The sequence below is a fragment of the Luteithermobacter gelatinilyticus genome, from assembly GCF_005849285.1.
Classification (GTDB): Bacteria; Pseudomonadota; Alphaproteobacteria; order Sphingomonadales; family Emcibacteraceae; genus Luteithermobacter; species Luteithermobacter gelatinilyticus.
In genome coordinates, this window is sequence record NZ_CP040517.1 from 923,852 (window position 1) to 949,523 (window position 25,672).

At 52.3% G+C, this 25,672-nt stretch carries 18 protein-coding genes; 12 read left to right on the forward strand and 6 right to left on the reverse strand.

Annotated features, from left to right (window positions below; genetic code table 11):
* The first annotated feature begins 108 nt into the window (after positions 1-108).
* Genes FE788_RS04195 through FE788_RS04215 form a run of 5 tightly spaced genes read left to right on the forward strand, consistent with a single transcriptional unit; the run spans position 109 to position 8,018 of the window.
* Positions 109-306, forward strand: coding sequence for a hypothetical protein (locus FE788_RS04195; protein WP_138379465.1), 198 nt, complete (start codon positions 109-111; stop codon positions 304-306).
* An 18-nt stretch (positions 307-324) separates the two neighbouring features.
* Complete coding sequence (locus FE788_RS04200; protein WP_138379466.1) at positions 325-1,938, forward strand: class I SAM-dependent DNA methyltransferase; 1,614 nt, start codon at positions 325-327, stop codon at positions 1,936-1,938.
* A complete protein-coding gene (locus tag FE788_RS04205) occupies positions 1,931-3,280 on the forward strand; it encodes a restriction endonuclease subunit S (RefSeq protein WP_138379467.1) in 1,350 nt (449 codons plus the stop codon). The genes FE788_RS04200 and FE788_RS04205 overlap by 8 nt, the downstream gene beginning before the upstream one ends.
* Positions 3,277-4,866, forward strand: coding sequence for a DUF6119 family protein (locus FE788_RS04210; RefSeq protein WP_138379468.1), 1,590 nt, complete (start codon positions 3,277-3,279; stop codon positions 4,864-4,866). The genes FE788_RS04205 and FE788_RS04210 overlap by 4 nt, the downstream gene beginning before the upstream one ends.
* Positions 4,863-8,018, forward strand: coding sequence for a type I restriction endonuclease subunit R (locus FE788_RS04215; protein WP_138379469.1), 3,156 nt, complete (start codon positions 4,863-4,865; stop codon positions 8,016-8,018). The genes FE788_RS04210 and FE788_RS04215 overlap by 4 nt, the downstream gene beginning before the upstream one ends.
* Positions 8,019-8,381: 363 nt before the next feature.
* On the opposite strand, the gene FE788_RS04220 is transcribed toward FE788_RS04215, so the two are convergent.
* The 3 genes from FE788_RS04220 to FE788_RS04230 all read right to left on the reverse strand — a co-directional run bounded on the left by FE788_RS04220 (position 8,382) and on the right by FE788_RS04230 (position 11,589).
* Positions 8,382-9,392 (reverse strand): 3-hydroxybutyryl-CoA dehydrogenase, encoded by a 1,011-nt coding sequence (locus FE788_RS04220; RefSeq protein ID WP_138379470.1) that lies wholly within the window; start codon positions 9,390-9,392, stop codon positions 8,382-8,384.
* On the reverse strand, positions 9,385-10,479 hold the full coding sequence (locus FE788_RS04225; RefSeq protein WP_138379471.1) for an NAD/NADP-dependent octopine/nopaline dehydrogenase family protein: 1,095 nt from the start codon (positions 10,477-10,479) through the stop codon (positions 9,385-9,387). The genes FE788_RS04220 and FE788_RS04225 overlap by 8 nt, the downstream gene beginning before the upstream one ends.
* A 108-nt stretch (positions 10,480-10,587) precedes the next feature.
* Positions 10,588-11,589: an AraC family transcriptional regulator gene (locus tag FE788_RS04230; RefSeq protein WP_138379472.1), complete on the reverse strand. Its 1,002-nt coding sequence runs from the start codon at positions 11,587-11,589 to the stop codon at positions 10,588-10,590.
* Positions 11,590-11,866: 277 nt separating this feature from the next.
* Between FE788_RS04230 and FE788_RS04235 the strand changes: the two genes are divergently transcribed.
* The 3 genes from FE788_RS04235 to FE788_RS04245 all read left to right on the forward strand — a co-directional run bounded on the left by FE788_RS04235 (position 11,867) and on the right by FE788_RS04245 (position 16,659).
* Positions 11,867-14,137, forward strand: a complete 2,271-nt coding sequence (locus tag FE788_RS04235; RefSeq protein ID WP_210414131.1) for a TonB-dependent receptor — start codon at positions 11,867-11,869, stop codon at positions 14,135-14,137.
* A 76-nt stretch (positions 14,138-14,213) separates the two neighbouring features.
* Complete coding sequence (locus FE788_RS04240) at positions 14,214-15,284, forward strand: nitrilase-related carbon-nitrogen hydrolase (protein ID WP_138379474.1); 1,071 nt, start codon at positions 14,214-14,216, stop codon at positions 15,282-15,284.
* Between the two features lie 28 nt (positions 15,285-15,312).
* Positions 15,313-16,659, forward strand: coding sequence for a spinster family MFS transporter (locus FE788_RS04245; protein WP_138379475.1), 1,347 nt, complete (start codon positions 15,313-15,315; stop codon positions 16,657-16,659).
* 952 nt (positions 16,660-17,611) lie between these two features.
* On the opposite strand, the gene FE788_RS14010 is transcribed toward FE788_RS04245, so the two are convergent.
* The 3 genes from FE788_RS14010 to FE788_RS14410 all read right to left on the reverse strand — a co-directional run bounded on the left by FE788_RS14010 (position 17,612) and on the right by FE788_RS14410 (position 19,507).
* A complete protein-coding gene (locus FE788_RS14010; protein ID WP_168190261.1) occupies positions 17,612-17,764 on the reverse strand; it encodes a hypothetical protein in 153 nt (50 codons plus the stop codon).
* A 181-nt stretch (positions 17,765-17,945) separates the two neighbouring features.
* Positions 17,946-19,088, reverse strand: coding sequence for a GAF domain-containing sensor histidine kinase (locus FE788_RS04255; protein WP_138379476.1), 1,143 nt, complete (start codon positions 19,086-19,088; stop codon positions 17,946-17,948).
* Positions 19,085-19,507, reverse strand: coding sequence for a PAS domain-containing protein (locus FE788_RS14410; RefSeq protein WP_425462976.1), 423 nt, complete (start codon positions 19,505-19,507; stop codon positions 19,085-19,087). The genes FE788_RS04255 and FE788_RS14410 overlap by 4 nt, the downstream gene beginning before the upstream one ends.
* Before the next feature lie 317 nt (positions 19,508-19,824).
* On the opposite strand from FE788_RS14410, the gene FE788_RS04265 reads away from it, so the two are divergent.
* The 4 genes from FE788_RS04265 (at position 19,825) to FE788_RS04280 (ending at position 25,665) form a co-directional block, all read left to right on the forward strand.
* Complete coding sequence (locus FE788_RS04265) at positions 19,825-20,190, forward strand: hypothetical protein (RefSeq protein WP_138379478.1); 366 nt, start codon at positions 19,825-19,827, stop codon at positions 20,188-20,190.
* 530 nt (positions 20,191-20,720) lie between these two features.
* On the forward strand, positions 20,721-21,608 hold the full coding sequence (locus FE788_RS04270) for a helix-turn-helix transcriptional regulator (RefSeq protein ID WP_138379479.1): 888 nt from the start codon (positions 20,721-20,723) through the stop codon (positions 21,606-21,608).
* An 11-nt stretch (positions 21,609-21,619) separates the two neighbouring features.
* Positions 21,620-24,892: a helicase-related protein gene (locus tag FE788_RS04275; protein ID WP_138379480.1), complete on the forward strand. Its 3,273-nt coding sequence runs from the start codon at positions 21,620-21,622 to the stop codon at positions 24,890-24,892.
* Complete coding sequence (locus FE788_RS04280) at positions 24,889-25,665, forward strand: DUF4391 domain-containing protein (RefSeq protein ID WP_138379481.1); 777 nt, start codon at positions 24,889-24,891, stop codon at positions 25,663-25,665. Before FE788_RS04275 ends, FE788_RS04280 begins: the two co-directional genes overlap by 4 nt.
* Positions 25,666-25,672 lie beyond the last annotated feature (7 nt).

A 25,672-nucleotide genomic window follows, 5' to 3' on the forward strand; every position in this document is an offset into this window, starting at 1 on the left:
GTATAAAATGTCAATATACGCGAAAGCGTATAAGTCATTTTTATGCGCGAACGCGTATAAATGATATTCAGACTACACAAATGTGTATCCGTTGGTTACACTGCGGCGATGGAAAAAGATGTCGGGTTTCGCATCAGGCTTCAGCGCGAGCTGCGCGAGAAATTTCTGGCAGCCTGCCACGCAGAGGACAAGTCGGCGGCGCAGGTGATCCGGGAGTTCATGCGAGAATATGTGTCCAAGCGCCGCCCCTCAACGGAATCGCCGGCGCAACAATCGCCCGAAAATCGCGATAGAGGTAATTTGTAGACCAGGAAAAGAGGCACTATGACACGCCGAAAGTCAGAATCGAAATCAAGCAGCAAAGGCAAGGCCAAGAAAAATAACGGCCAGCTGGGTTTTGAGGCACAGCTCTGGGCCGCCGCCGACAAGCTGCGCGGCAATATGGAGCCGTCGGACTACAAGCACGTCGCCCTTGGCCTGATCTTTCTCAAATACATCTCCGATGCCTTCGAGACAAAACGTGCGGAACTGCTCAAGGAGGAACTGGCCGATCCGGAAGACCCGGAGGAATACCTCGCCGAGAACGTCTTCTGGGTGCCTAGGCAAGCCCGCTGGTCGCACCTTCAGGCCAACGCCAAGAAGCCCGAAATCGGCAAGCTTATTGACGACGCCATGCTGGCGATTGAGGCCAAGAACGAAAACCTCAAGGGCGTTCTGCCGAAGGACTACGCGCGCCCGGCGCTGAACAAGGTGATGCTGGGTGAGCTGATCGACCTGATCAGCGGCATCGGCATGGCCGAGGAAGCCGACCGTTCAAAAGACATCCTCGGGCGCGTTTACGAATATTTCCTCGGGCAGTTTGCCGGCTCGGAAGGCAAACGCGGCGGGGAGTTCTATACGCCGCGTTCCGTCGTGCGGCTTCTGGTCGAGATGCTGGAGCCCTACAAGGGCCGCGTCTATGACCCGTGCTGCGGCTCCGGCGGCATGTTTGTGCAAAGCGAAAGGTTCGTTGAGGAACACGGCGGGCGCATCGGCGACATCGCCATCTACGGGCAGGAAAGCAATTACACCACCTGGCGGCTGGCCAAGATGAACCTCGCGGTGCGCGGCATTGACGCCGACATCCGCTGGAACAACGAGGGCAGCTTCCATAAGGACGAATTGCCGGACCTGAGGGCCGATTACATTCTCGCCAATCCGCCCTTCAATATCTCCGACTGGGGCGGGGAGAGATTGCGCGAAGACGCCCGCTGGAAGTTCGGCGTGCCGCCCGTGGGCAACGCCAACTATGCCTGGCTTCAGCATATCTATCACCACTTGGCACCCACCGGCACGGCGGGCGTGGTGCTCGCCAATGGCTCCATGTCCTCGGCGCAAAGCGGCGAAGGCGAGATTCGCCGCGCGATGGTCGAGGGCGACGTGGTGGATTGCATGATCGCCCTGCCGGGTCAGCTCTTCTACTCAACCCAGATTCCCGCCTGCCTGTGGTTCCTGGCGCGGGACAAGAAGAACGGCACGTCCTCAAGTAGCGAAGCGGTAGGACAACGGCAAAGCTTCCGCGACCGGCGCGGCGAGGTTCTGTTCATCGACGCACGCAAGCTCGGCCACATGGTGGACCGCACCCGTCGGGAGTTTTCCGATGAAGACATCGCCAAAATTGCGGGCACCTACCACGCCTGGCGCGGGGAGGACGGCGCGGGCGATTACGAAGACGTGCCGGGCTTTTGCAAATCCGCCACGCTGGAGGAGATCAGGGCCCACAACCACGTCCTCACCCCCGGCCGCTATGTCGGCGCGGCGGCGGCCGAAGAAGACGATGTACCGTTCGAGGAACGCTTCGCAGAGCTGAAAGAGGCGTTGGCGGAGCAGTTCGCCGAAGCCGAGGAGCTCAGCGCCCTTATCCAGAAGAAGCTGGAGGAGGTCGGTGCGCATGGGTGAAAGCGTAATTCTTCCGTACCCGCCAGACTGGGTGTTGACAACACTTGGTGAAGTTGCGGCTAGTGGTGGAGGAAATATCCAGACAGGGCCCTTCGGTAGCCAGCTGCACGCTTCAGATTATGTCGAGCATGGTATCCCTTCTGTGATGCCTCAGAACATCGGCGATAACAGAATTACTGAGAAAGGAATTGCGCGCATCACCGCTGAGGATGCGGAACGTCTATCGCGTTATCTGCTTCAACCTGGTGACATCGTCTACAGTCGGCGAGGCGATGTAGAAAGGAGAGCGCTTATTAGGCCCAACCAAGCAGGTTGGTTATGCGGCACGGGGTGCCTGAGAGTGCGCTTGGGCGAAGGGCCGGTCATGCCAGAATTTGCTGCGTATTATCTCGCTCATCCTGATGTAAGAGCCTACATCGTGCAGCATGCTGTCGGCGCTACTATGCCAAACTTGAACACGTCTATTCTTTCTTCTGTCCCGTTTCTTGTTCCTCCGCGTGGTGAGCAGGAGCAGATATGCGAAATTCTCGGAGCCCTCGACGACAAGATCGAGCTGAACCGGCGGATGAATGAGACGCTGGAGCGACAAGCGCGGGCGATCTTCAAGGACTGGTTCGTTGATTTCGGCCCCACCCGCGCCAAGATGGAAGGCCGCGAACCCTACCTCGCCCCCGAACTCTGGAACCTCTTCCCCGCCACCCTCGACGACGACGGCAAGCCGATGGGGTGGGAGTTATCGGAGATTGGCAAAGAGGTCGAAGCTGTGGGCGGCGCAACCCCAAGCACTAAAGAGCCTGCTTTTTGGGAAGGTGGTGAGCACCACTGGGCAACGCCGAAGGACTTGTCAAAACTCACATCGCCGGTACTGCTCGATACGGACAGGAAAATTACCGACGCCGGGGTTAAGAAGATCAGTTCCGGTCTCTTGCCGGCTGGCACGGTGCTTCTGTCTTCACGGGCCCCTATCGGTTACCTGGCAATTGCCGAGGTACCGACCGCCGTCAATCAAGGCTTCATCGCCATGGTTTGCGAAAAGCGGCTCCCTAACCTCTTTGTACTTTTCTGGTGCTACGAAAACCTTGATTACATCAAAGGTATTTCCGGCGGCTCAACCTTCGCAGAGATCAGCAAGAAGGCTTTTCGTCCCGTCCCGGTTGTCGTGCCTTCGGAACAGGTTCTAACAGCCTATGAGAATTTGGTCCGGCCTCTCTATGACCATATTGTCGCGAACATGAAAGAAACCGCCTCGCTCGCCCAGACCCGCGACCTGCTCCTGCCCAAACTCATGTCCGGCGAAATTCGCCTCCGCGAGGCCGAAAAAGCCGTGGAGGCCGTGGCATGACCTCACGGACGATATCGGTTTATCTGCTCAAAGAGGAGGTTGCAGATTATCAAGATGCACTGAAGGACAACATTGCTTTTACACGCATTGATCCTAAAGAAGGCGATGATGAGACCGGCGCAGCGCTGTTCATCAAGCCAACATTGAAGAACCCTCCCCGCTGGCAAGCCCTTCTTAGCGGCACGTTCGATCTTAACCAGGTTGATCTGGGCGTTAAGAGTTCTTCCGCCGTCTTGTTTTTGACTGTTGAAGATCGAAAGTTCGCTCTTGCCTTCGGGCACGGGCACGCGATGCTTGATGATGCCAAAGTGGTTCATGACTTTGGTTTGGAAGCCTCCCTCAGCATGGTGGAACCGGAGCAACTTCGGAACATCGATGTTATGCGCCCGGAGGCAATGGCTCTGCGCAAGCGGCATCAGGTCGGGCGTTCTTCACGCATGGAAGAGTTTGAAATTGACCAACTCCTTGATGTCGTTCGTAGCATCACCGGCCGATCGAGCGATCAGGACTTTGCCAAGAAGGTCACCGGAACAACCGCTTTCAAGATCACCGCTAACCTTGAGTATGCCGACTTGGCGAACAAATGCGCCCGCGCGTTGGAACTCTATGAAAGTGATGCCTATCAGGAGAATTTTGCCCTGATCGATAACCTCCGGTCGGAGAAGGACCCTGCCGTAATTGCGCGGCTCGATGATGCGTTGCTCGACGCTCTTAAAAATAGAGAGTTTGACCGAATCAGTCTGTCGCCTCCCGAAATCATAGAGCACCGGGAGATTGTTGGCTTCAAGTACAGGGGCTACGCAGGCGATGAAATTAAACCGGATCTCGATATCGCAGATTACTTTGCTGTATATCCAGATCAAGACGCCTTGGACTTGACCACACTCAAGCGTCACAAGGTCCATGTTCAATTCGAAGATGATGAGAGCGCGCGTGCCATCTGGAAACTATACAAATGCATAATCTTTGACTGCGTGATTGATGATCGGCAATACATTCTCACCGAAGGAAACTGGTATCGCATTGATACAGCATTTCGTGATCGGACGAATGAATTCTTTCGAAACAGTGTTGTGGAAATGGATTTGCCAAGTGCCGGGGCTACAGAATTCGAGAGAGACTATTGCGCGAGGGTGGCACAAGGGGAGGGGGTATATCTGTTTGACCGCCAGACGTTCCGCGTGCCCGGTGAAACCGCCAGATACGAACTTTGTGATCTTCTGTTTAACGAACGTGTGCTTTTGCATATTAAGCCATACAAGAACGGCTCAGGGGCACTCAGCCACCTGTTCAGGCAGGGCGAGATGGCTGGTGAGCTTTTCTGCCGGGAGCCTGAGTTCCGGCGCGCCGCCCGCGCGCATCTCGAAACGCTCAATGCTGATGCGGTGGGACTGATCCCGGACGAACCGCCAGACGCGCGCCAATATACACTGCGTTTCGGCATCATCGCGAAGCGCAGAGCGCAGGGTGGCGGTTTCGATATTCCGTTCTTTAGCAAGGTGTCATTTCAGCATGCAGCCCGCCGCCTGTCCGCTTACGGCTATCGGGTGGATGTATGTTTCATTGAGCGGGAGGCGGGTGCATGACCAAGTTCGCCGAAAGCCATGTTGAAGACGCTGCGCTCGAATGGCTTTCGGGGCTGGGCTATCGCGTTGTGCACGGGCCGGATATTTCCCCCGATGGGCCAACGCCCGAGCGTGTCAGCTATGACCAGGTGTTGCTGCTTGACCGTTTCCGCGCGGCCCTTGCGCGGATCAACCCGCACCTGCCCGCCGACACGCTGGAAGAGGTGCTGCGCAAGGTGCAGCAGGTGGAAACGCCGTCACTGGTCGAGGAGAACCGCCGCCTGCATCGCTACCTTGTCGAGGGCGTGCCGGTTGAGATCACGCGCGATGACGGCAGCATCGGCGGGGATACGGCCTATCTGATCGACTACAGCGACCCTGACAATAATGACTGGCTGGCCGTTAATCAGTACACGGTTATTGAGAATAAGAACAACCGCCGCCCCGATGTGGTGCTGTTCATCAACGGCCTGCCCCTGGCCGTGATCGAGCTGAAGAATCCCGGCGACGAGAACGCGACCCTTGAGGGCGCCTTCAATCAGCTCCAAACCTACAAGGATCAGATACCGTCACTTTTCCGGCCCAATGGCGTGCTTGTCACGTCCGACGGGATCATGGCGCGCGTCGGTTCGCTGACCGCAGATATCGAGCGCTTCATGCCCTGGCGCACGGTGGACGGAACCGAAGTTGCGCCTAAGGGCACGCCAGAGCTGGGCACGCTTATCGAAGGCGTGTTTGAAAAGAACCGATTTTTGACCCTTCTTCGCGATTTCACGGTTTTTGCCGATACGGGCTCCGGCCTTGTCAAGATCGTGGCCGGGTATCACCAGTTTCATGCGGTGCGCCATGCCGTCGAGCGCACGATTGCCGCGTCCCGGCCTGAAGGCGACCGGCGCATTGGGGTTATCTGGCACACCCAGGGCTCCGGCAAGAGCCTGCTTATGGCCTTCTATGCCGGGCAGATCATCGCTCATCCGGCAATGGAGAACCCGACCGTCGTGGTGATCACCGACCGCAACGACCTGGACGACCAGCTCTTCGGCACGTTCGCCAATTGCCGCGACTTGCTGCGCCAGACACCGCAACAGGCCGATAGCCGCGAGGATTTGCAAAAGGTGTTGTCCCGCCCTTCAGGTGGTGTGATTTTCACAACCATCCAGAAGTTCTCGCCGGAGCGTGGCGAAACCGACTATCCAGTTCTGACCGAACGCCGGAATGTTGTGGTGATTGCCGATGAGGCGCATCGCAGCCAGTACGGGTTCAGAGCCAAGGTCGAACGCAAGACCGGCGACATTTCCTACGGCTTCGCCAAGTATTTGCGCGATGCCCTGCCGAATGCCTCTTTCATCGGTTTCACCGGAACGCCGATTGAGAAGGAAGACGTGAACACCCCCGCCGTGTTTGGCGAATATATCGACGTTTACGACATCAACCGGGGTGTCGAGGACGGCGCGACCGTCCCGATCTACTACGAAAGCCGCCTGGCGCGCATTGAGCTGGACGAGGACGTAGCCCCGCTCATTGACGATGAAATCGCGGAGCTAACCGAGGACGAGGCCCTCGCCGAGCAGGAAAAGCTGAAGCGCAAATGGGCAAATGTCGAGGCCGTCGTCGGGGCCGAGAAACGCCTCGCCTTGGTGGCCCAGGATCTGGTGCAGCATTTCGAGGACCGCGTCGCCGCCATGGACGGCAAGGCGATGATCGTTTGTATGAGCCGCCGCATCTGCGTTGCCCTTTATGACCAGATTATCAAGTTGCGCCCAGAATGGCACAGCGACGATGACGAGAGCGGCGTCATCAAAATTGTCATGACTGGGTCCGCCTCAGACCCCAAGGAATGGCAGCCGCATATCGGCAACAAGGCCCGCCGCGAGCTTCTCGCCAAGCGCGCCAAGGACCCCAACGACCCGCTCAAGCTCGTGATCGTTCGGGATATGTGGCTCACCGGCTTTGACGCGCCGTGCATGCACACGATGTATATCGACAAGCCGATGCGCGGGCACGGGCTGATGCAGGCCATTGCCCGCGTGAACCGGGTGTTCCGCGACAAGCCAGCGGGGCTGATCGTCGATTACATCGGCATCGCGCAAAACCTGAAATCGGCCCTCAGCCAGTATTCGCGCGCCGACCAGAAACACGCGGGCATCGACGAGGCCGAAGCCATCGCCGTGATGATGGAGAAGTACGAAATCGTCCGGGATATGTTCGCCCAGGATACCAAGGGAGGTTTCGATTATCGCGCTGGTTTGACCGGCTCGCCGCAGGAGCGGCTTGCCGTTCTGGCCGGGGCGATGGAGTGGGTGCTGGACATGCAGCATCGGGCTGCGGCAAAGGAAACCACGAACGAGGGCAAGAAACGCGCGCATCGCCGATTCAGTGATGCTGTGCTGGCGCTCTCAAAAGCCTACGCGCTCGCCGCCGCCAGCGACGAGGCCCGCGACATCAGGGACGAAGTCGGGTTCTTCCAGACCATTCGCGCCGCGCTCACCAAAAGCGCGCCGGGTGCGAGTAAAACATCTGCCGAGCGAGACCTGGCTGTCCAGCAGATTGTCAGCCGCGCCGTCATCTCAACCGAGATTGTCGATATCCTTGAAGCCGCCGGGGTGGAGACACCGGACATCTCCATCCTTTCCGACGAGTTCCTCGCAGAAGTTCAGGGGATAGAGAAAAAGAATCTTGCCATGGAAGCCCTGCGCAAGCTGATCAACGGTGAGATACGCTCACAAAGCCGCGTCAGCGTTGTGCAGACGCGCGCCTTCTCGGAACGGCTAGAGGACGCCATTGCCCGTTACCACTCCAACGCCATCACGACGGCGGAAGTCATCCAGGAACTGATCAAGCTGGCGAAGGACATCCGCGCCGCGCACCAACGCGGAGAAGAAGAGGGACTTAGTTTGGAGGAGATTTCCTTTTATGACGCCCTGGCCCAGAATGAAAGCGCCGTCGAGGTCATGGGTGACGAGAAGCTCCGGGTCATTGCCCACGAGCTTCTGAACAGCCTTAAAACCAATGCTTCGGTAGATTGGCAGCATCGCATGGCTGCCCGCGCCCGGATGCGGGTTTTAGTCAAGCGTATCCTGCGCAAATACGGCTACCCGCCAGACCTTCAGGACGCCGCCGTGCAGACAGTTTTGCAGCAGGCCGAAGTTCTTTCAGCGAGGTGGGCGGCATGAAAACAAAAAGCATTAAGACTTAAGAGGGCGCTGCTTTGGTCCCGAGCCTGTTGAGATTTGTCTCGACGCGGAAAGCTTCTCGGATGGGTGCTGATTGCCCTGGCGGTTATTGACAGCCGGCATTTCATTTTCCCGGATTTTTTGACGGTTCCCTTATTAGGGCTTTAGGGCTGATATATAAGTTTTTTATTGTGCCGGATATGTTTTTAGAGGCAATTATCGGGGCCGGGCCGGGATACCTGCTTAATGCACCCGGTCTATTGGTGGGGGAACCATCGCCTTTGTCCACTTGCCGTCACGCGTTCGTGGTGACGGCATGGGATAGTGTGAGGATTCCCCGGTTTTGGTGTGAGCAGGCTCAGCTCAGTTTTGCTGGGTCATGTGTTGCATACTGTTATATTGCGGGGCAAGGTCCATATGGCGGACCAGGCGGACAAAATCGGTCATGCGCCGGTTGCGATAGGCGGCGAGGTCTTGGTTCCGATAATCGTAAAAACCGATACCGTCCTTGAGGCCGTTACGGCGATGGTGCATGTTGTTGACAACGATATCAGGGGGAGAAAAACGGGCCGGGTCAATTTTCCCGGACAAATAATCGGAGGCATAATAGAGAATGTCGCCGCCCCCCCAGTCGATGAATTCCAACAGTCCCAGCACAGCAAAACGCAGACCGAAACCAACCTTTACCGCCTTATCAATGTCTTCGGCGCTGGCGACCCCCTCTTCCACCATGCGTGCTGCTTCATTCATGGCCAGGGCCTGAATACGGGGCACGATATAACCAGGGCTGGACGAACAGACAATGGGTACTTTGCCGATCTGTTCCAGGATAGTGATCAGCCGGTCTATGGTTTCGCCGGAGGTCTTGCTGCCTTTGCTGATTTCCACCAACGGCATGAGATGGGCCGGGTTGAGCCAGTGGGCATTGACAAAATTTTGTGGATGGCGGACCAGGTCGGCGAGTTCGTCCACCATCATGGTAGAGGTGGTTGAGGCGAGGACGGCGTTTCTATTGGCGTGTTCGTCGATCCACTGGAATGCCTGTTTTTTGGCTTCCATGACTTCCGGCACTCCTTCAAAGATCAGCGTGGCTTCGGCGGCGGATGGCCGGGCGTTCTCGCGATCCAAGAGGGTGATGCGATTCAGGACATCATCAATGAAACCGCTTTCCAGAAGTCCCACGGACGCCATAAAATCCAGATCTGTTCTGATTTCCCGGAACGCCGTTTTTTTTAACTGGTTCTGCTCATCCTCGGAGCGATCTTTCATGTCCACCAGATGAACAGGAAGACCGGCAAAGGCAAAGGTTAGCGCAATACCCCGGCCCATACGGCCCGCACCGACCACAAGAACTTTATCCACTTTTTCAGTCATTCAGAAAAACTCCGTCTTTCAGAAACGCCTGCATTCGGGCCGGGGAATAATCCGCCAGGCCAAGATTTTCCAGCGTGCGTCCCTCAGCATATAAGTCACGTCCGGTAATGGCGGAGGCAATGGCCAGAAATCCCCGCGCGAGGGGCGTTTCCTTACCGCACCACTTGCCTACTGAGACCAGGAAGGACAGTCCCAGTGCTGTGTCTTCATTCATATAACGATGAGTCATCAGATCGATTTTCTCCCGCCAGTCGCCGCTGTCGGTGAGTTTCTCGTGGGCCGCATTGCCATACATCCATTCCTCACCGTCCGGGCTGTAATGGTCGGCCAGAGGGAAATGTGGTGCGCCATAGCCCAGTGTCTCGCGTACAGCGATCCGTTCCCCGTCCAGGGAATCCGTGACCCGGCGGATAGAGGGCTGGGTACCTTCGTTATGAATATCCCAGGCATCGAAATGTTCCAGCGGCCCCGCATTCATCATAATCAGGGGCGGGTGAATGATCGGTCCGGCATTCATTAGGGCGCCGCTCAGGCAGTCTTCGATTAGTTCGATGGCAGGGTAGGCCTGTTTCAGGCGCTTAGCGGCATAGGCAGTGTTCCTGGCAGGAAAAACGCCAGTGGGCAACCGGGTGGCATAGGCGCTAACCACTACTTCCCGAGAGCCGTGTTTGCGGGCGAGATAGGGCAGGGTGCCGGTTTCTGCAAAGCTCACATCTGCTTTATTACCGGCTTCGCACATTGCGCGGGCAAAAATGATGCTGCCGAAGGTGCCGGGAGGCAGGTAAATCACCTGACCGTCATCCAGTAGAGGCGCCAATTGTTGTGCCAGGCTGTTATGGGTCGTGGCCGGCAGGGGGATGATAATGAGTTCTGCGCCCCGTACCGCCTCTTCCAGCGAGGTCGTGGGGTTGTGTATGGGGACGTCCCGCTTGCCCTTGTGATCCACAAGGGAGATACTGCTGCTTTCCTGAACCGGTGCCAGCGCTGCCCCATCCCGGCGCCACAAGCGCACGCGATGCCCCTGTTCCGACATTTCCGTCGCCGCCGCATAACAGCCATGACCTCCGCCAAGTACCGCTATCTCCATGTTCACATCCTTTTCTGAATAGTTGGTATTTCCGGCACTGTAGAAAATGCAAGCACAGGGGACTATCCAGAATGCGAACCCGGCATCCGAAGGCCGAAATAAAGAAAATTATTTGTTCAGTCTTTTGCGCAGGGTTTCAGAGGGCAAACAACCATATCTTTTTTTGTAATAGGTTGCAAAGCGGCCAATGTTGTTGACACCGTATTTGAGCATGATATCGGTCACGCTTGTGGTTTCAGTACCTGTCTGCAGTTCTTCATGAATACGTTTTAATCTTACCTGACGTATATATTCCGTTGGTGTGGTATCCAAAAAACGCTTGAAGCTATTCTGCAATGTCCTGGCTGTAACGTTGGTATAAGATGTCAGATCAGCCAATGTGATATTCTCGTGTATTTTGTCTTCTATATATTCGCGCGCTTTTTTCACGTGCCATGGAGTTGCGCTTGCTTCTGTGCTTTCCATTTTATTTGAATAGTTATGATGATGCTGGAACAACAGAAGTGTCATAACCAGGTCTGTAAACTGATCACTTATAGCCCGTTTCTGTACAAGGGAAATGTCCACATTGTATAAGTTGCAGATGTAATTAATCGTGTTGATTAGAAGGCTACCCATCGGGGTAGAGTGCCAGATACTCAGATCAAAAACCAAAGGTTGTCTTAATTCCGTTTGCAACAAGCGGCATAGATGGGTTTCAATGGCTTCACGTTTGATACGAAGAATCAGATGATGGCAGTCGTCGTAAAGTTTGACATGAGTTTCTTCGGAAGGAGAAACAATCGTTGAGATGCCGACACCTGTTCTGGTCGATCTCAAGCCGTTTCTAACAGCACCATTACCCTTTAATGTGGTTTGAATCAGGTAATAATCTGAAATTTCACCAGCATTCACCTCCACATTAGCACCATAATGTAAATGCAGCAGCCCCAATTTATCAAGGCTTAGGCCATCAAGCCTGGTGTTTACCTGTTTGCGTGCATTATTGATTTTCATATAGTGTGGCCATAAGAACTGGCTTACGACCTCTTTTGTTTCTTCAATATCAGAAGACCTGAAAATTTTATGATTGTTCAAAGGGTTATTCATAAAAGATGGCGCAGTCATCATCTTTTTTTCTCTCCCTTGAGTATCTCCCAGAAAATTATGCCTGTAACTGCCTTTTGTTGTTTACGGGAGCGGTTCAGCCCTGTTTAGTGCCAGCAGATATGGCCGCTGGATATTGTGTATGGAAATATCCCCCCAGTCAAATCCAAGATTCTTTTATTTCGTCTTTTGAATAGTTTGTTCGTATGCCGGATAGAATTCCTTCCCCTAAACAATCATGCTTTTGCCATATTCGGAAAGGGAAATGATCCGAGAAAAGGGAGATGATAGGGAGATGGTAATGAAGAATAAAACGCTCATGACGAGTGCCGTAGTGATGGCCTTCTCGGCCTCGTTGGCACAGGGGAGTGAAGTAGACGCGCAAGATGGGAAGTCTTTTGTTCTTGAGGAAATTACTGTAACGGCTCGCAAACGGGCTGAAAATCTTCAGAATACACCTATTTCCATTACAGCGTTTACAGCAAATGATCTGGAAAATCGCCAGATTGACTCGGTGGCTGATCTAGATGAGGCTACCCCTAACCTGATTTTTGATACAGCGGCTCCATCTTCAGGCAGTAATTCTGCGGCCTCTGTATTTATCCGTGGTGTAGGGCAGGTTGATTTTGCACCTACTACAGACCCCGGTGTCGGTATCTATGTGGACGGGGTATATTATGCTCGGGCTATCGGAGCAGCTCTGGATTTTTTGGATCTTGAGAGAATTTCGGTCTTGCGTGGTCCTCAGGGTACTTTATTTGGGCGTAATACAATTGGCGGGGCTCTGAATATTGTTTCCAAGAAACCTGCCCCTGAATTTGGGGGCGATAGCAGTGTTACAATTGGCAGTGCCAATCGTATTGATGTTGGTACTAATATTAACTTTCCGGTCTCAGACAACCTGTTGACCAAAATTTCTGCCAGTTCCCGTAATCAAGACGGGTATGTAACCAACCTTGCCCTTCCGAATGCCCCGAAACTGGGGGACAATGATTCCGGTTCTGTAAGAGCGTCACTGTTGTGGCTGCCTTCTGAGAATATTGATGTATTATTGAACGCGGATTATACGAGAGAGCGGGAAGAAAGTGCTCCAAATGTTCTCATCGCCGTAGATCCCACCCGGGCCTTTCCAGGGTTTCATAACAATGTCAAGGTCGGCGACTGTGCAATTCCAGAAAATAATCCTGAATGTTTTTCAAGCCGCTATATCGGCAGCCCATTTACTACATATTCTACGCAAGTCAGCGCATCGGAAATTGATTACTGGGGTGTAGGGATAACTCTGGACTGGCGACTGGGTGCCGTGAATTTGAAGTCTATTACCGCTTATCGCAATCTGGAAAGCTATTCTACCCGAGATGCGGATCACGCACCGATGGTGATTTTTGAAACTGAGGATACGATTGATCAGGACCAGTTCAGTCAAGAGCTACAGTTTTCCGGCCTGGCACTGAATGACAAATTGAAATGGGTGATGGGTCTGTATTATTTCGAAGAAGAAGCCAACAATAATAACTTTGTTGATATCTCCGTTGGAACTTTCAGATCCGGTGGTTTGGTTAAAAATGATAACAAGGCTGTTTTCGTAAATGCAACATATGACATTACATACGATCTTCATGTGACAGCGGGTCTCCGTTACACCAAGGAAAATAAAGGTTTTACGCCTGATCAGGTTTTGCTTACTCCTGTGGCGGCTGGCCCGGGGATAACGATCCCCGCTGGCACGCGCGTATTGCCTTTTGTTGAGAAAAAAACGTCTGTGGATGAATGGACGCCGCATTTGAATATTTCCTATGATATATCCGAAAATCTGATGGTTTACGGGACATATTCAGAAGGTTTTAAGAGTGGCGGTTTTACACAGCGGGTTTTCCCCCCGATTGTCCCGGCTCCTGGTCAGGATCCGGCTGAAGTAATCCCAAGTTATGATCCGGAATTTGTGACATCTTATGAAGTCGGGTTCAAATCATCCTTCTGGGAAAAACGCGGACGATTGAATGTAGCGGCGTTTTATTCGGACTATTCCGATATGCAGATACTGATCCGTGAGGCCGTTGCATCTGTCACGGTGAACGCGGGGGAAGCAACAATGAAGGGGTTTGAAGCCGAGTTGACACTCCTGCCGATAGAAGGGTTGCTGGTGCAAGGGGGGATTGGTTATCTGGATGCCCGCTATGACAGCTTGAGCCCTAATGCCGTTGGGGTCACTATTAATAGCAAATTTTCCAATGCACCGGAATGGATGGTAAGCGGCTCCGCTGCTTATACATGGGAACTTGGGGGAGGCGCTGGAATATTAACTCCGCGAATTGACGGGGTATATACCAGTAAGGTTTATAATGACGCCATTAATACACCGGAGGTGGTGCAGGATGGATTTCTATTGTTGAATGCCAGCCTCACCTATGAAACGGACGATGAGAACTGGCGTGTTGTACTCGGGGTTCGGAATTTGACCGATAAGGTCTATCTTAATTCAGCCAGTGCCAATATGAGAACAGGGGGATATGTGGAAGGCAGTTACGCACGTCCCCGCGAATGGTCTTTGACCATAAAAACCTATTTCTAAATGCGACGGGGTGTTGGAAAAGACACCCCACTGACATGATGCTTTTTCGTGTTTCACTCTTTATATGGAACTGCTTATGACTATTGAACCCTATAATGCCGTTGGTCTTATTCCTACAGTTTGGGGGATTTCCCGGCGTGAGGACATATTGCGCAACATTGAACATCATCGTCATATGATCAAAGCTGCCTGTTGGCTATCAGGACTAGACCTTCCTGTGAAGCTGATAGCTTTGCCAGAAGGAGCCCTTCAGGGATTTAATGATGAGGTGATGGACCTGGATCATGTGGAGTTTGCCAATAGTTGCTGCATTGATATTCCGGGTAAGGAAACGGATCTGATCGGGGAAATTGCCAAAGAATATGGTGTCTATATTATGGCGCAGGCAAAAGCCCGGCACCCGGAAGTCAAGGATCGCTTTTTTAATGTAGGGTTCATCATCAATCCCGAAGGTGAGATCATTCTACAGCATTATAAGCTTACGCCACTTTACCCTGTGGAACACTCCGTTTGCCCTCATGACATTTATGACTGGTGGATTGACCGGTATGGGCGCACGCTGGACAGTTTCTGGCCGGTGGTGCGGACCGAAATTGGTAACTTGGGGATTATGATGGCCAATGAAGGGTCATATCCGGAAAATGCAAGAGCCTTGGCACTTAATGGTGCCGAGGTTGTGTATCGGGCCTCTATTCCACACCCGGCCGCTTCTAATGACTATTATGAAATTCAAAGCCGTGCCCGTGCCCTCGACAATAACATGTATATTATTGCCCCCAATATGGGGACCTATTATCTGACGCAGGACTCGGATACGCCGATTGATACATTTGGCGGTCGTTCGGCAATCATTGATTACAGGGGGCAGATTGTCGGGCGTCAGGATTATGGGGGTGTCTCTACATCGGTTTGCGGGCCAGTAAATATTGAGGCTCTCCGGTATCATCGCCAGAATTCCCAATGGACAAACTGGGCAAAGGATCTGCGTACGGAAATGTACCAAATAGTCTATGAAGAGCCCATTTACCCTAAAAATCTGTATCTCGATCGGAAGCCTATGAAACATGAAGAATACAGGGAAAAAGTAATCAATCGTCAAATTCAGCATATGCAGAAACGTAAAATCTGGGAAAAACCCGGGCAGTAAACAAAATAACAGAAGATGGGAAAACAGCATGGCTGAAGTGATTACTGAGACTGGCAAGGCACTGGAGAAGAAATCATATGCATATCCCTGGTATGTGGTTTTTATCTGTATGGTCGCCTATATCTTTTCATATGTGGACCGACAGATATTGTCTTTGTTGATTGAACCGATCAAAGCGGATTTGAAATTATCCGATACCCAGTTTAGTTTGTTGCATGGTTTGGCATTTTCGCTGTTTTATGCTTCCATGGGCATTCCCATGGCTTATTTGGCGGACCGTTTTTCGCGCCCCAAGGTTATTGCAATTGGCGTTTTGGTCTGGAGTATTGCGACGGTGGCGTGTGGCATCACCAAAAACTTTATCCAAATGTTTCTGGCCCGGATGAATGTTGGCATTGGTGAGGCAGCGCTTTCTCCTGCAGCTTATTCCATGATTGCAGATTATTTTCCGAAAGAAAAATTGGGGCGGGCATTGGCTGTGTATTCCATTGGCTCCTTTATCGGCGGGGGGCTGGCCCTGATTATTGGTGGGGCCGTCATTGATATGGTAAGCAGTGCTGATGAAATTTCTCTTTGGGGAATTGGGATTGTGCGGCCATGGCAGGTAACATTTTTTATCGTCGGGTTTCCGGGCATCCTGGTTGCTTTAGTGATATATCTGACTGTAAAAAATCCGCCACGCCGTAATCTCGTCGCAGTTAAAAATAATGCCGAGGAGGACGCCGTTTCGTTCTGGCGTGCGCTTCACTTTATGAAACAGCACAGCAGGACGTTTGTGTATATGTTTTCAGGATTTTCCTTTGCGGCTATGGGACTTTTTTGTGTGCTAAGCTGGTCTCCGGCATTTTATATGAGGCGTTTTGGGATGACGGCTGGGGAAGTGGGGTATGTCATTGGAGTCATCATGCTCATATGTAACACACTGGGTGTTCTGGGCAGTGGCTGGCTTACCGATTATTTTCAGAAAATTGGAAAATCCGATGCGTCTATCCGGGCGGGCATGTGTGGTGGGATCGGGCTGCTGATCCCCATAAGCCTGTATCCTGTTGCTGATAATATGATGGTATCGTTTGTTTTGTTGGCGGCAGCCCTGTTTTTCTCATCTTTTCCCTTGGCAACGTCGGCAGCAGCCATGCAGATTTTGGTTCCCAACCGTATGCGAGCTCAGGTTTCGGCCCTGTTTCTGTTTTTTTCAAATATTTTCGGGTTAACCATAGGTAGTCTCCTTGTGGCAACCATGACCGACAGGGTCTTTCAGGATGAGACGGCGGTGGGATATTCGATTATGACAGTTGGCGGGGTGGCGACCCTAGCTCATATTATTCTGCTATATAAGGGGTTGAAGTATTTTCGGGAAAGTCTGAGCAGGCATTGAGAGGATAAGAGGAAAATTGATGATGGGGCTTGATTACTGAGTTTCAGGGACTGGAAAGTTTTCTTGTGCGCTTTCGTCTAATCCTTGCCATGGTTAAGCCTAAACTCAAGTCGCGTTTATTTACGAACGGCCTTCGTGGCTTTAACCCCATCCCCTTTAAAAGGCCAGCCTAAAAAAGGCGGGCCTTTTTTCATTAGAATGGATAATGCGATTGTATGTTACACTGACCTGGGTCTTGGCTAAATGCCATTCTGTACCTGTCAGTATGTGATTTTGGTGGTGCTGGAGATTTGTATCTTTGGGGTATTTCTTTCTGAATTTTGCCCGTTCTGACCGTATCCGAAAATTGATTTTCATTTTAATTTAAAACTATCGTCATGATAATGCTTTATTAGGCCGTAAACCCATAAGAGGGTTTTCAATCCGGCGGAGATATGATTCAAACCCTTTAGGTAACGAAAGAGGTTTTGAGCCGTCGTCGGTATGAACTGACCGATTATAATTGGTCGGTTGTCCAGTCCTTGCAGCTGAACAAGCCACGTGGTGTTGGCCGTGTTGATGATAGAAAAGTGCTCAACGGCATCTTGTGGCGGTTCTGGCCAGCACGCCGTGGGCGGATATTCCCGCCCTAGACCAACAGAAAACAAGCCTTCCAATTCAGCAAGCGGTCGTATCGACAAAGAAACCTGGTAGGACACTTTTTCGCCAAGCTGCAAAACGATTGCGGTATCGCAACCCGATACAACAAAAAGCCAGAAAAATCCTTCGTTGCTGTCTATCTGGCTTCAATGCGCGTTTGGCCGAGACATTATGAGTCTACGGCCTAATGTGGTGAATTTGAAGTTTCTGTCATTATTGATGTCATGCAGTCTGGGAACTTCACATTTAAAAACCACACTAGAGTGAATTGTGAATAGGTTGGCTCAATTCTGTTGGCGGATTGTGGCCCGCCTCACGCGGAAGACGGCGCCGGGCGATGCGGGGCATCGGGCCAGGCGTCTGACAAGGTGAGCGGCCCCAAGCCGCCAACCCGAAGGGCCGGGCCGATCTGGTCCAGTTCCGGCGGGGTTTGGCTTGGCCGTACCGCCAGTATGGCCTGCGCCAAACCCCTGGCTCCTGAACCAGACCTGACCGGCAGAATGGGTCAACCTATTCACAATTCACTCTAGATTTAAATCATTAACCAATCTTCTTATTGACTCTGGAATTTGAAGAACCTGACACAAATATGATACGAATTTCAGAGTCAGCACTCTGCTAATATAAAATCTAATATTAAAGTAAATTTAGGCCATGGGGATCCAAATTTTGACGTTTGTCCCTTTTCCAAGAGTACTTTGTATCTCCAGCTTACCAAGAGATTGCTGAAGCAGCTTATCGGCTGCCGTGAGGCCCAGTCCCAGTCCACCGTGCTTGCGGGTATAACTGGGGTCAGCCACTTCAAATGCTTTTGTGGCAGACTTTATCATCTTTTCAGACATGCCAACACCGTTATCGGCAATGCTAATTATTGCCCACTTCTGATTAACGCGTTCAATTTTGATAAATATTTTCCCTTCTGTTTCGGTGTATTTTATAGCGTTATCCAAAATATACAGAACGGCCTGTTTAAGGTTTGTCTTTGAGAACAGAACCGGGATATGTTTTGTTGTATATATGATGGACACATCTCGTGGGGTTTGGTCAAGGAGATTTTGAAGATGGTCGTGAATATCGCTATGCCAGAACCTAACGAGGTCAAATTTTTCTTTGGGTATCGACTCGTGTGAAGCGGCGATTTCGATGGCCTTTTCAACTTTTGCCAGTAAATCTTTACCTGCGGATTTGATTGCTTCTATACTCCATTCGTCCGTCTTGTACTTCGGATTGGACAACAGGAGTTCAGAGAAACCGATTATATGGTTTAAGGGTGTCCGTAGTTCATGGTTGAGGTTTGCAATAAATAATCGACGGGATTCAGCTAGTGCTTCCGCTTTATTACGTTCCTTTATCAAAGCTGCCCTTGAAAGTTGTGCCTTGTGAGCAATCATAATAACAGGTGCGACAGCATTAATTATTGCAAGTTCGTGCTTGGAAGGGGCTCTTGATTCTGAATAATAAATGACCAAGATGGCAATAACATTTCCATGATCATCCCTTACGGTGTGTGACCAACAGGAGGCCAGGCCCTCTGCAAGGGCCAATTTGCTCAGTTTTCTGTAGAGCGAATTGGGGTGGCTGGCAATATCCTCAGCAAAAATCAATCGGTTTGTAAAGGCAGTGGTTTCTGAACCGTCAATATTTCCAGAAATTTCCATAGAATCTATGGCGTTTATATATTTTGATGTCAAATTCCGGGCTGTCAGGTGCCTTAAACAGCGTTGTTGATCAATCTCGAACACAGAAAGCGCCATTGATGGATCAACTGCAAGAAGTTGATCAAGGATCACATTACATGCCGACTTAAAGCTGCCCCCCTAGATATCTCCATAAGTGCAAGGCGCTCAGCCTCGATAAGAATAGAGGAGAGCTTCTGTCTAGTGACATCAGTACGAACCGCAATATAACCTTCTATCCTACTATTAGAATCTAAAATTGGGCCTATTGTGCTTTCCACCCAGTAGAGACCCCCATTTTTTTTGCGGTTACAGATTTCACCATGCCATGTTTCCCCACGGCAGATAGTTTGCCACAGGTCGTTCCAGAAAGCGCGACTATGATGACCTGAATTGATAATAGCATGTGACTGGCCGATTAATTCATCACGGTCATAGCCGGAAATTTCGCAAAATTTGTCATTGACATCGGAGATGATTCCCCTTGTGTCAGTCATTGCGACAATAGCATGAGATTTAACAATATTAATCAGGTCGTTATCGACCTTTTTTTGTAGGGGGGGGGGACAAAGCCTGTTGTGTCATCCATTTGTTGTGTCTTCCATTTTTAGTCTCGCCAATTCTGTTTACAGTCAATTGACCTTCTTCATATGTCCTTTCCTTATGTGATGAATTCTACTTTTTAAATGGAGGAAGTTAAAGGGCTCAGGTCACCTTTGCTTCTTAATTGCGTTATCGATCAAAAAAGGTTGCGCGGATTATCAAGATTTTTCCTTATCTGTGTCCATATAATCATTCCATCTCCAGATAAAAAATTTCTCAATCAATATAAATGCCTAGAGCCTAAGAAATGGAAGGTTATGTGGACGTTACTTATGGAGCTTATGATCAGGTTAGGCTCGAAGGGGCGGTTGGCGGCCCGCTGAGTGAAAATATTTTGGGGCGGCTGTCCGCAATGTATAATCGTCATGACGGTTACCTGAAAAATGGTTGTCCGGAGCAAACTTATGTGCCAGCAGATCTTGAGCCCGGTTTGGATAACGGTCTACCACAACCGGCAGGAGCTGGATCCGATCTTGGCAATGATGACACTTGGGCTGTGCGTGGCCAGTTACTTTTTAAGTTAAGCGATACCGTTGACCTTCTGGTTACTGGTTTTGGCACTGAACCCACTATGTCCGTTAGCGCTTCATCGGCTGCGGACAGAAGTTTGTGAAGACCGGAGGCCGGGCGCCCTACTGGATGGAAGACATCCTAAAGTACAAAGTTCTGCACCTTGCTAATACAATCAAATCCCGGGTCCACCACACAAAGCCGGCGAAATCACCAACCAAGCCAGCTAGCATGCCACAAACAACCACGCTGTCAGCTGAGCTGGTAGAGCCTGATCGGAAACCAATCACTACGGAAATACAGAAGGGGCTACCGATCTTTGAGATCCCGCCAGCCTTTCAATGCAACGGTGGTAAACTGGAACATTGCCTTATCAACGGCGAGCTTCGCCTCCGGCCAAATAGAATGCCATTGGGGCAAGCGCTGCGTATGGTATCTGGTAGGTAGAGACCTTCACCAGAGTACCGGGTAAAATCTGCAGCAAGAAGTATGGCTAGCGGTTCAGATCGAACCGACACCAATTATCATCAATTTGATGATAACAATGGCTATTATTGACATCGATATGGTATGCAACATATGCTACATAGCGAAATTGCGCACTAAAATGCGAGAGGTGTCCCCAATTCGTTCATGGCAAAAACGCAGCTAGAAGACATTAGCCAGGCACAACAGGAACGATTGTTCCATATCGACTTTAAGTTGAGGTTCCTCGGCGCAGTTAATCGCAATGACCTCACATCGCGGTTTGGCATCAAGGCCGCGGCGGCTACCCGGGACCTTTCCCTCTATAAGGAGCTGGCGCCCAAGAACCTGGATTACGACACCAAAGCCAAGACTTACATCCAGTCCGATCACTTCAAACCGATATTCGACTATTCGCAAAGCCAGGCTCTCACTGCACTTTGCCAAGGGCTGGGCGACGACTACGTGGGTACGCACCGGCCGCTGATCAGTGCAGAGACACCGATCCAGCTCAACGCCCCCCAGATGGCCATTCTCGCTAAGGTCAGCCAGGCCATCTACCAGAAGCGAGTGCTGCAGATCCAATACCGCTCCCTGTCCAGCGGAGCGACTTTCCGCGAAATTGTGCCCTTTGCCCTGGTGGATAACGGCCTGCGCTGGCACGTCCGCGCCTATGACCGCAAGCGCGAGCGTTTCACCGACTTTGTCATCAACCGCATCGCCAAGCCTAGACTGTTGAACGAATCCACCATACCGGCCAACGAAACCAAAGAAGCGGATATTCAGTGGAATCGCATCGTCGAGATGCACCTGGTGCCGCATCCGCGGCTGCAATACCCGGAAACGGTCGAATACGAATACGGCATGCAGGACGGCATGCTGAAGGTGAATGTGCGAGCGGCCGTGGCGGGCTACGTGCTGTGGCGCTGGAACGTCGACTGCTCGGAGAATCACGCCCTCACAGGTGCCGAGTATCACTTATGGCTGAAGAACCAGCAAACGCTCTATGGCGTTGAGAACTTGGTCATTGCACCAGGTTATGAGTACATGGCTTAGGCAGGGAAGACATGCAGGTTTTAGACAATATCAATGCCTTATTGGGTGATGACTTAAAACAAACACTAAAGCCCGGGAGCAGACTCAAGGTCGCCGCGTCTTGCTTCTCGATTTACGCTTTCGAAGCTCTGAAGTCCGAGCTCTCGAAGATCGATAGCCTGCAGTTTATCTTCACTGCTCCAACCTTTGTGCCGACCGAGGTGACCGACCGCCTTCAGAAGGAACGTCGGGAGTTCTTTATTCCCAAGGCGCAGCGGGAAAGCGGTCTCTATGGCACGGAATTCGAGATCCAGTTGCGCAACAAGCTCACTCAACGCGCCGTCGCCCGCGAGTGCGCCGACTGGGTCCGCAAGAAGGCCAGTTTCCGATCCAACACGACCAAGGCCCCGATGCAGCAATTTGTGCACGTAGCCGGACCTAAAGGCGAAGCGGCCTACATGCCAATCAGCGGTTTTACAGCCGTGGATCTTGGCTACCAGAAGGGTGATGCGGTCTCCAACTTCGTAACACGCTTCGATGATCCGGTGCATGCCAAGATGTATCTTCAGCTATTCGATCAGATTTGGTCGGACCCGGACAAGGTGAAGGACGTCACCGCTGCTATTTGCGAGTACATCGAGTCCGTCTATCAAGAAAATTCGCCTGAGCGCATCTATTTCATGATGCTTTACAACATCTTTCGCGACTTTCTGGATGAAGTTGATGAAGACGTTTTGCCAAACGACCTGACCGGTTATCAGGACAGTGTTGTCTGGAATAAGCTATTCAATTATCAAAAGGATGCGGCAACCGGCATCATCAATAAACTTGAGGCCTATAACGGTTGTATCCTTGCAGACTCAGTTGGCCTTGGCAAGACATTCACCGCCCTGGCTGTGATCAAATATTACGAATTGCGAAACCGTTCCGTTCTTGTTCTATGCCCCAAGAAACTTGCAGATAACTGGCGAAACTACAACACAAACCTGACGACCAACATTTTCGCAAAGGACAGGTTCAACTATGACGTCCTCTGCCACACGGATCTGTCCCGAACCTCCGGCGAGTCCTTCGGTATCCCACTTAATCGCGTGAACTGGGGCAACTATGATCTCGTCGTGATCGACGAGTCACACAACTTCCGCAACAACGATGTCTACAAAGATCGCGAGACGCGCTACCAAAAGCTGATGAACAAGGTCATCCGCGCCGGCGTGAAGACCAAAGTGCTGATGCTATCCGCAACACCGGTGAACAACAGGTTCTCCGACCTTCGTAACCAGCTGGCGCTTGCCTACGAGGGGCAGTCCGAAGCGCTCAGCGAAAATCTGAAGACACAAACCAGCATCGAAGAGATTTTCCGCCGGGCCCAGAAAGCCTTCAATGAATGGTCTTCCTTGCCTCCAGAGGAAAGAACTGCAGCGTCAATCCTGAAGGCGCTCGACTTCGATTTCTTTGAACTTCTTGACGCCGTGACCATCGCTCGGTCGCGAAAGCATATCGAGACGTTTTACGATACCAAGGACATCGGCAAATTCCCCCAGCGGCGCAAGCCGCTTTCATTCCATTGCCCGCTCACCGAGCGGTTCGACGTAATGGGGCTCAACGACATCTTCGCGCAGCTTTCGGTGCTGAAGCTCGCGGTCTACGCCCCGATCAGCTACATCCTGCCCAGCCGTCTGCGGAAGTATGAGGAGCTCTACGACACACAGGTCGAGGGTGGCCGCGGCAAGCTCAGGCAGGCGGATCGGGAGCGCAGCCTGCAGGCGCTGATGACGACCAACCTGCTCAAGCGCCTGGAAAGCTCGGTCGCGGCGTTCCGCATCACACTTCGGTCTCTCGGCGCCAACATCTCGCACACGCTCGACGCCATCGACGAATTCGAGAAAACTGGGCGCAATGAGAGCGTCGGTGACTACCTTGCGGAAGTAAGCGACTTCGACCCGGAAGACGAGGACCTTACCGGCCTCGACGAGTTCACGGTCGGCAAGAAAGTGCAGATCAGCCTCGCCGATATGGACTTGCCGTCCTGGAAGCACGACCTGTCGGCAGACCTCGCCCTTATCGAGGACCTGATCACCTCGATGGAGAAAGTCAAACCGGAGGACGACGCCAAGCTCCAGCACCTGCTCGATCTTATCCAGCGCAAGGTTGATGAGCCACTGAATCCGGGAAACCGCAAGGTTCTGATCTTCACGGCCTTCGCCGACACCGCCAACTACCTGTATGACAACATCGCACCCTTCGCGCTGCAGCTCGGGCTGCATGTCGGAAAGGTCACTGGATCAGATGCGCCCAAGACCACACTCAGGAAGGTCTATGACTTCCAGAGCGTGTTAACACTGTTCTCCCCACGCTCGAAGGAAAAGGCCATCGTCCTGCCGGAGGAATCCAATGAACTGGATATCTTGATCGGTACAGATTGTATTTCGGAAGGCCAGAACCTTCAGGACTGTGATTTCTTGGTTAATTACGATATCCACTGGAACCCGGTACGCATTATTCAGCGCTTTGGGCGTATCGATCGGATCGGTTCCCCCAACAGCCAGATCCAGCTGGTCAACTATTGGCCGGACATCACGCTCGACGAATACATCAACCTCAAGGAACGAGTTGAAAACCGGATGGTGATCACCGACATCACCGCCACCGGTGACGACAATGTTCTCACCGCCAAATCGACTGATATTGCCTACCGTAAAGAGCAGCTTAAGCGCCTGCAGGAAGAAGTCATCGAGCTTGAGGATGTGAAGGCCGGTATATCCATCACCGACCTTGGGCTGAACGACTTCCGGATGGATCTGCTCAATTACATTAAGGTGCACGGCGAACTCGACAACCTCCCACCCGGCATGCATGCGGTCGTCCCCGCGCAGCCGGAGCTAGGCCTACACCCTGGCGTCATCTTCGCGCTGAAAAACATCCACGACAGCGTGAACGTCAACCAGCAGAACCGCTTGCATCCGTTCTACCTGGTTTATATCGGCGACGACGGCCAGATCATCGCCGACCACACCGAGGTCAAGCGTCTGCTCGATTTGATCCGCACCAGTTGCAAGGGGCGGACGGAACCACTGCACGATCTTTGCCGCATCTTTAATGAACGAACCGATAACGGACGCAGGATGGACCGCTATTCCGACCTGCTCTCCAGTGCGATCCGCTCTATGATTGAGGTCAAAGAAGAGAAGGACATCGACAGCCTGTTCAGCGGCGGGCGCACTACGGCGCTGAGCCACACCATCAAGGGGCTGGACGATTTTGAACTGATCGCCTTTCTGGTCATCGAAGGGGGCGGGCCATGACCGCCTCTGAGATTCTCTACGACTGGCCCCGCGCTTCTGCCTTCGGGCGCGTGATCCCCAAGAGCAAGATCTACGAACATGCCAGCGCCAACACAGCGTTGAAGGACCTCTTCGTGCGCGAGGTGGACCAGATTGTCTGGTCGCATAAGCTGGCGCCCGAGACGATTAATCTGACCGCCACGAAGCAGGTTGCAGAAATTCAGGTCTTCTGTATCACCGCGCGCACCGCAACACTGGATGAAAAGGTGCTGCGTGCCATCGACAAGGCCATTCCTTTCCCACTGATCTTTGAGATTGCCCATGGCGGGAACATTCAAATGGCTGCGGCTTACAAACGGCCGTCTTTGAATAATCGGGGCGAGGCTGACAGCACCCGTTGGGTGGTGGGGGACTATTTCGAAAGCGATTGGTTGCCCGAAGATGCGCTGCGCACCCCGCTTCCGGTGGCGCTGAACCTGGGCGCGTTGTATGAGCGATTGCTCGAGCCGCTGGTGGCGGGGCAGACGGCGCGGCGGGTCGCCGGTATGGGTGAGGCACTTCAAGCGCCCTTCACCGCTGCTGAGCCGGAAAGGCCCATGTCGCTGGAAAAGCGCATCGCGCAGGCCGAGGCGATCGAACGCCAGACGCGCGAGGTCGAGCGGATCAAGGCGCGGCTTAAGCGCGAGAAACAATTCAACAAGCGCGTGACCATCAATGCCGAGCTGCGCGCAGCCAAGCAGGAACTGGAGCGGCTCATCCATAATGGGCTGGTCAACATCGATTTAAATCGCTAAGAGGATG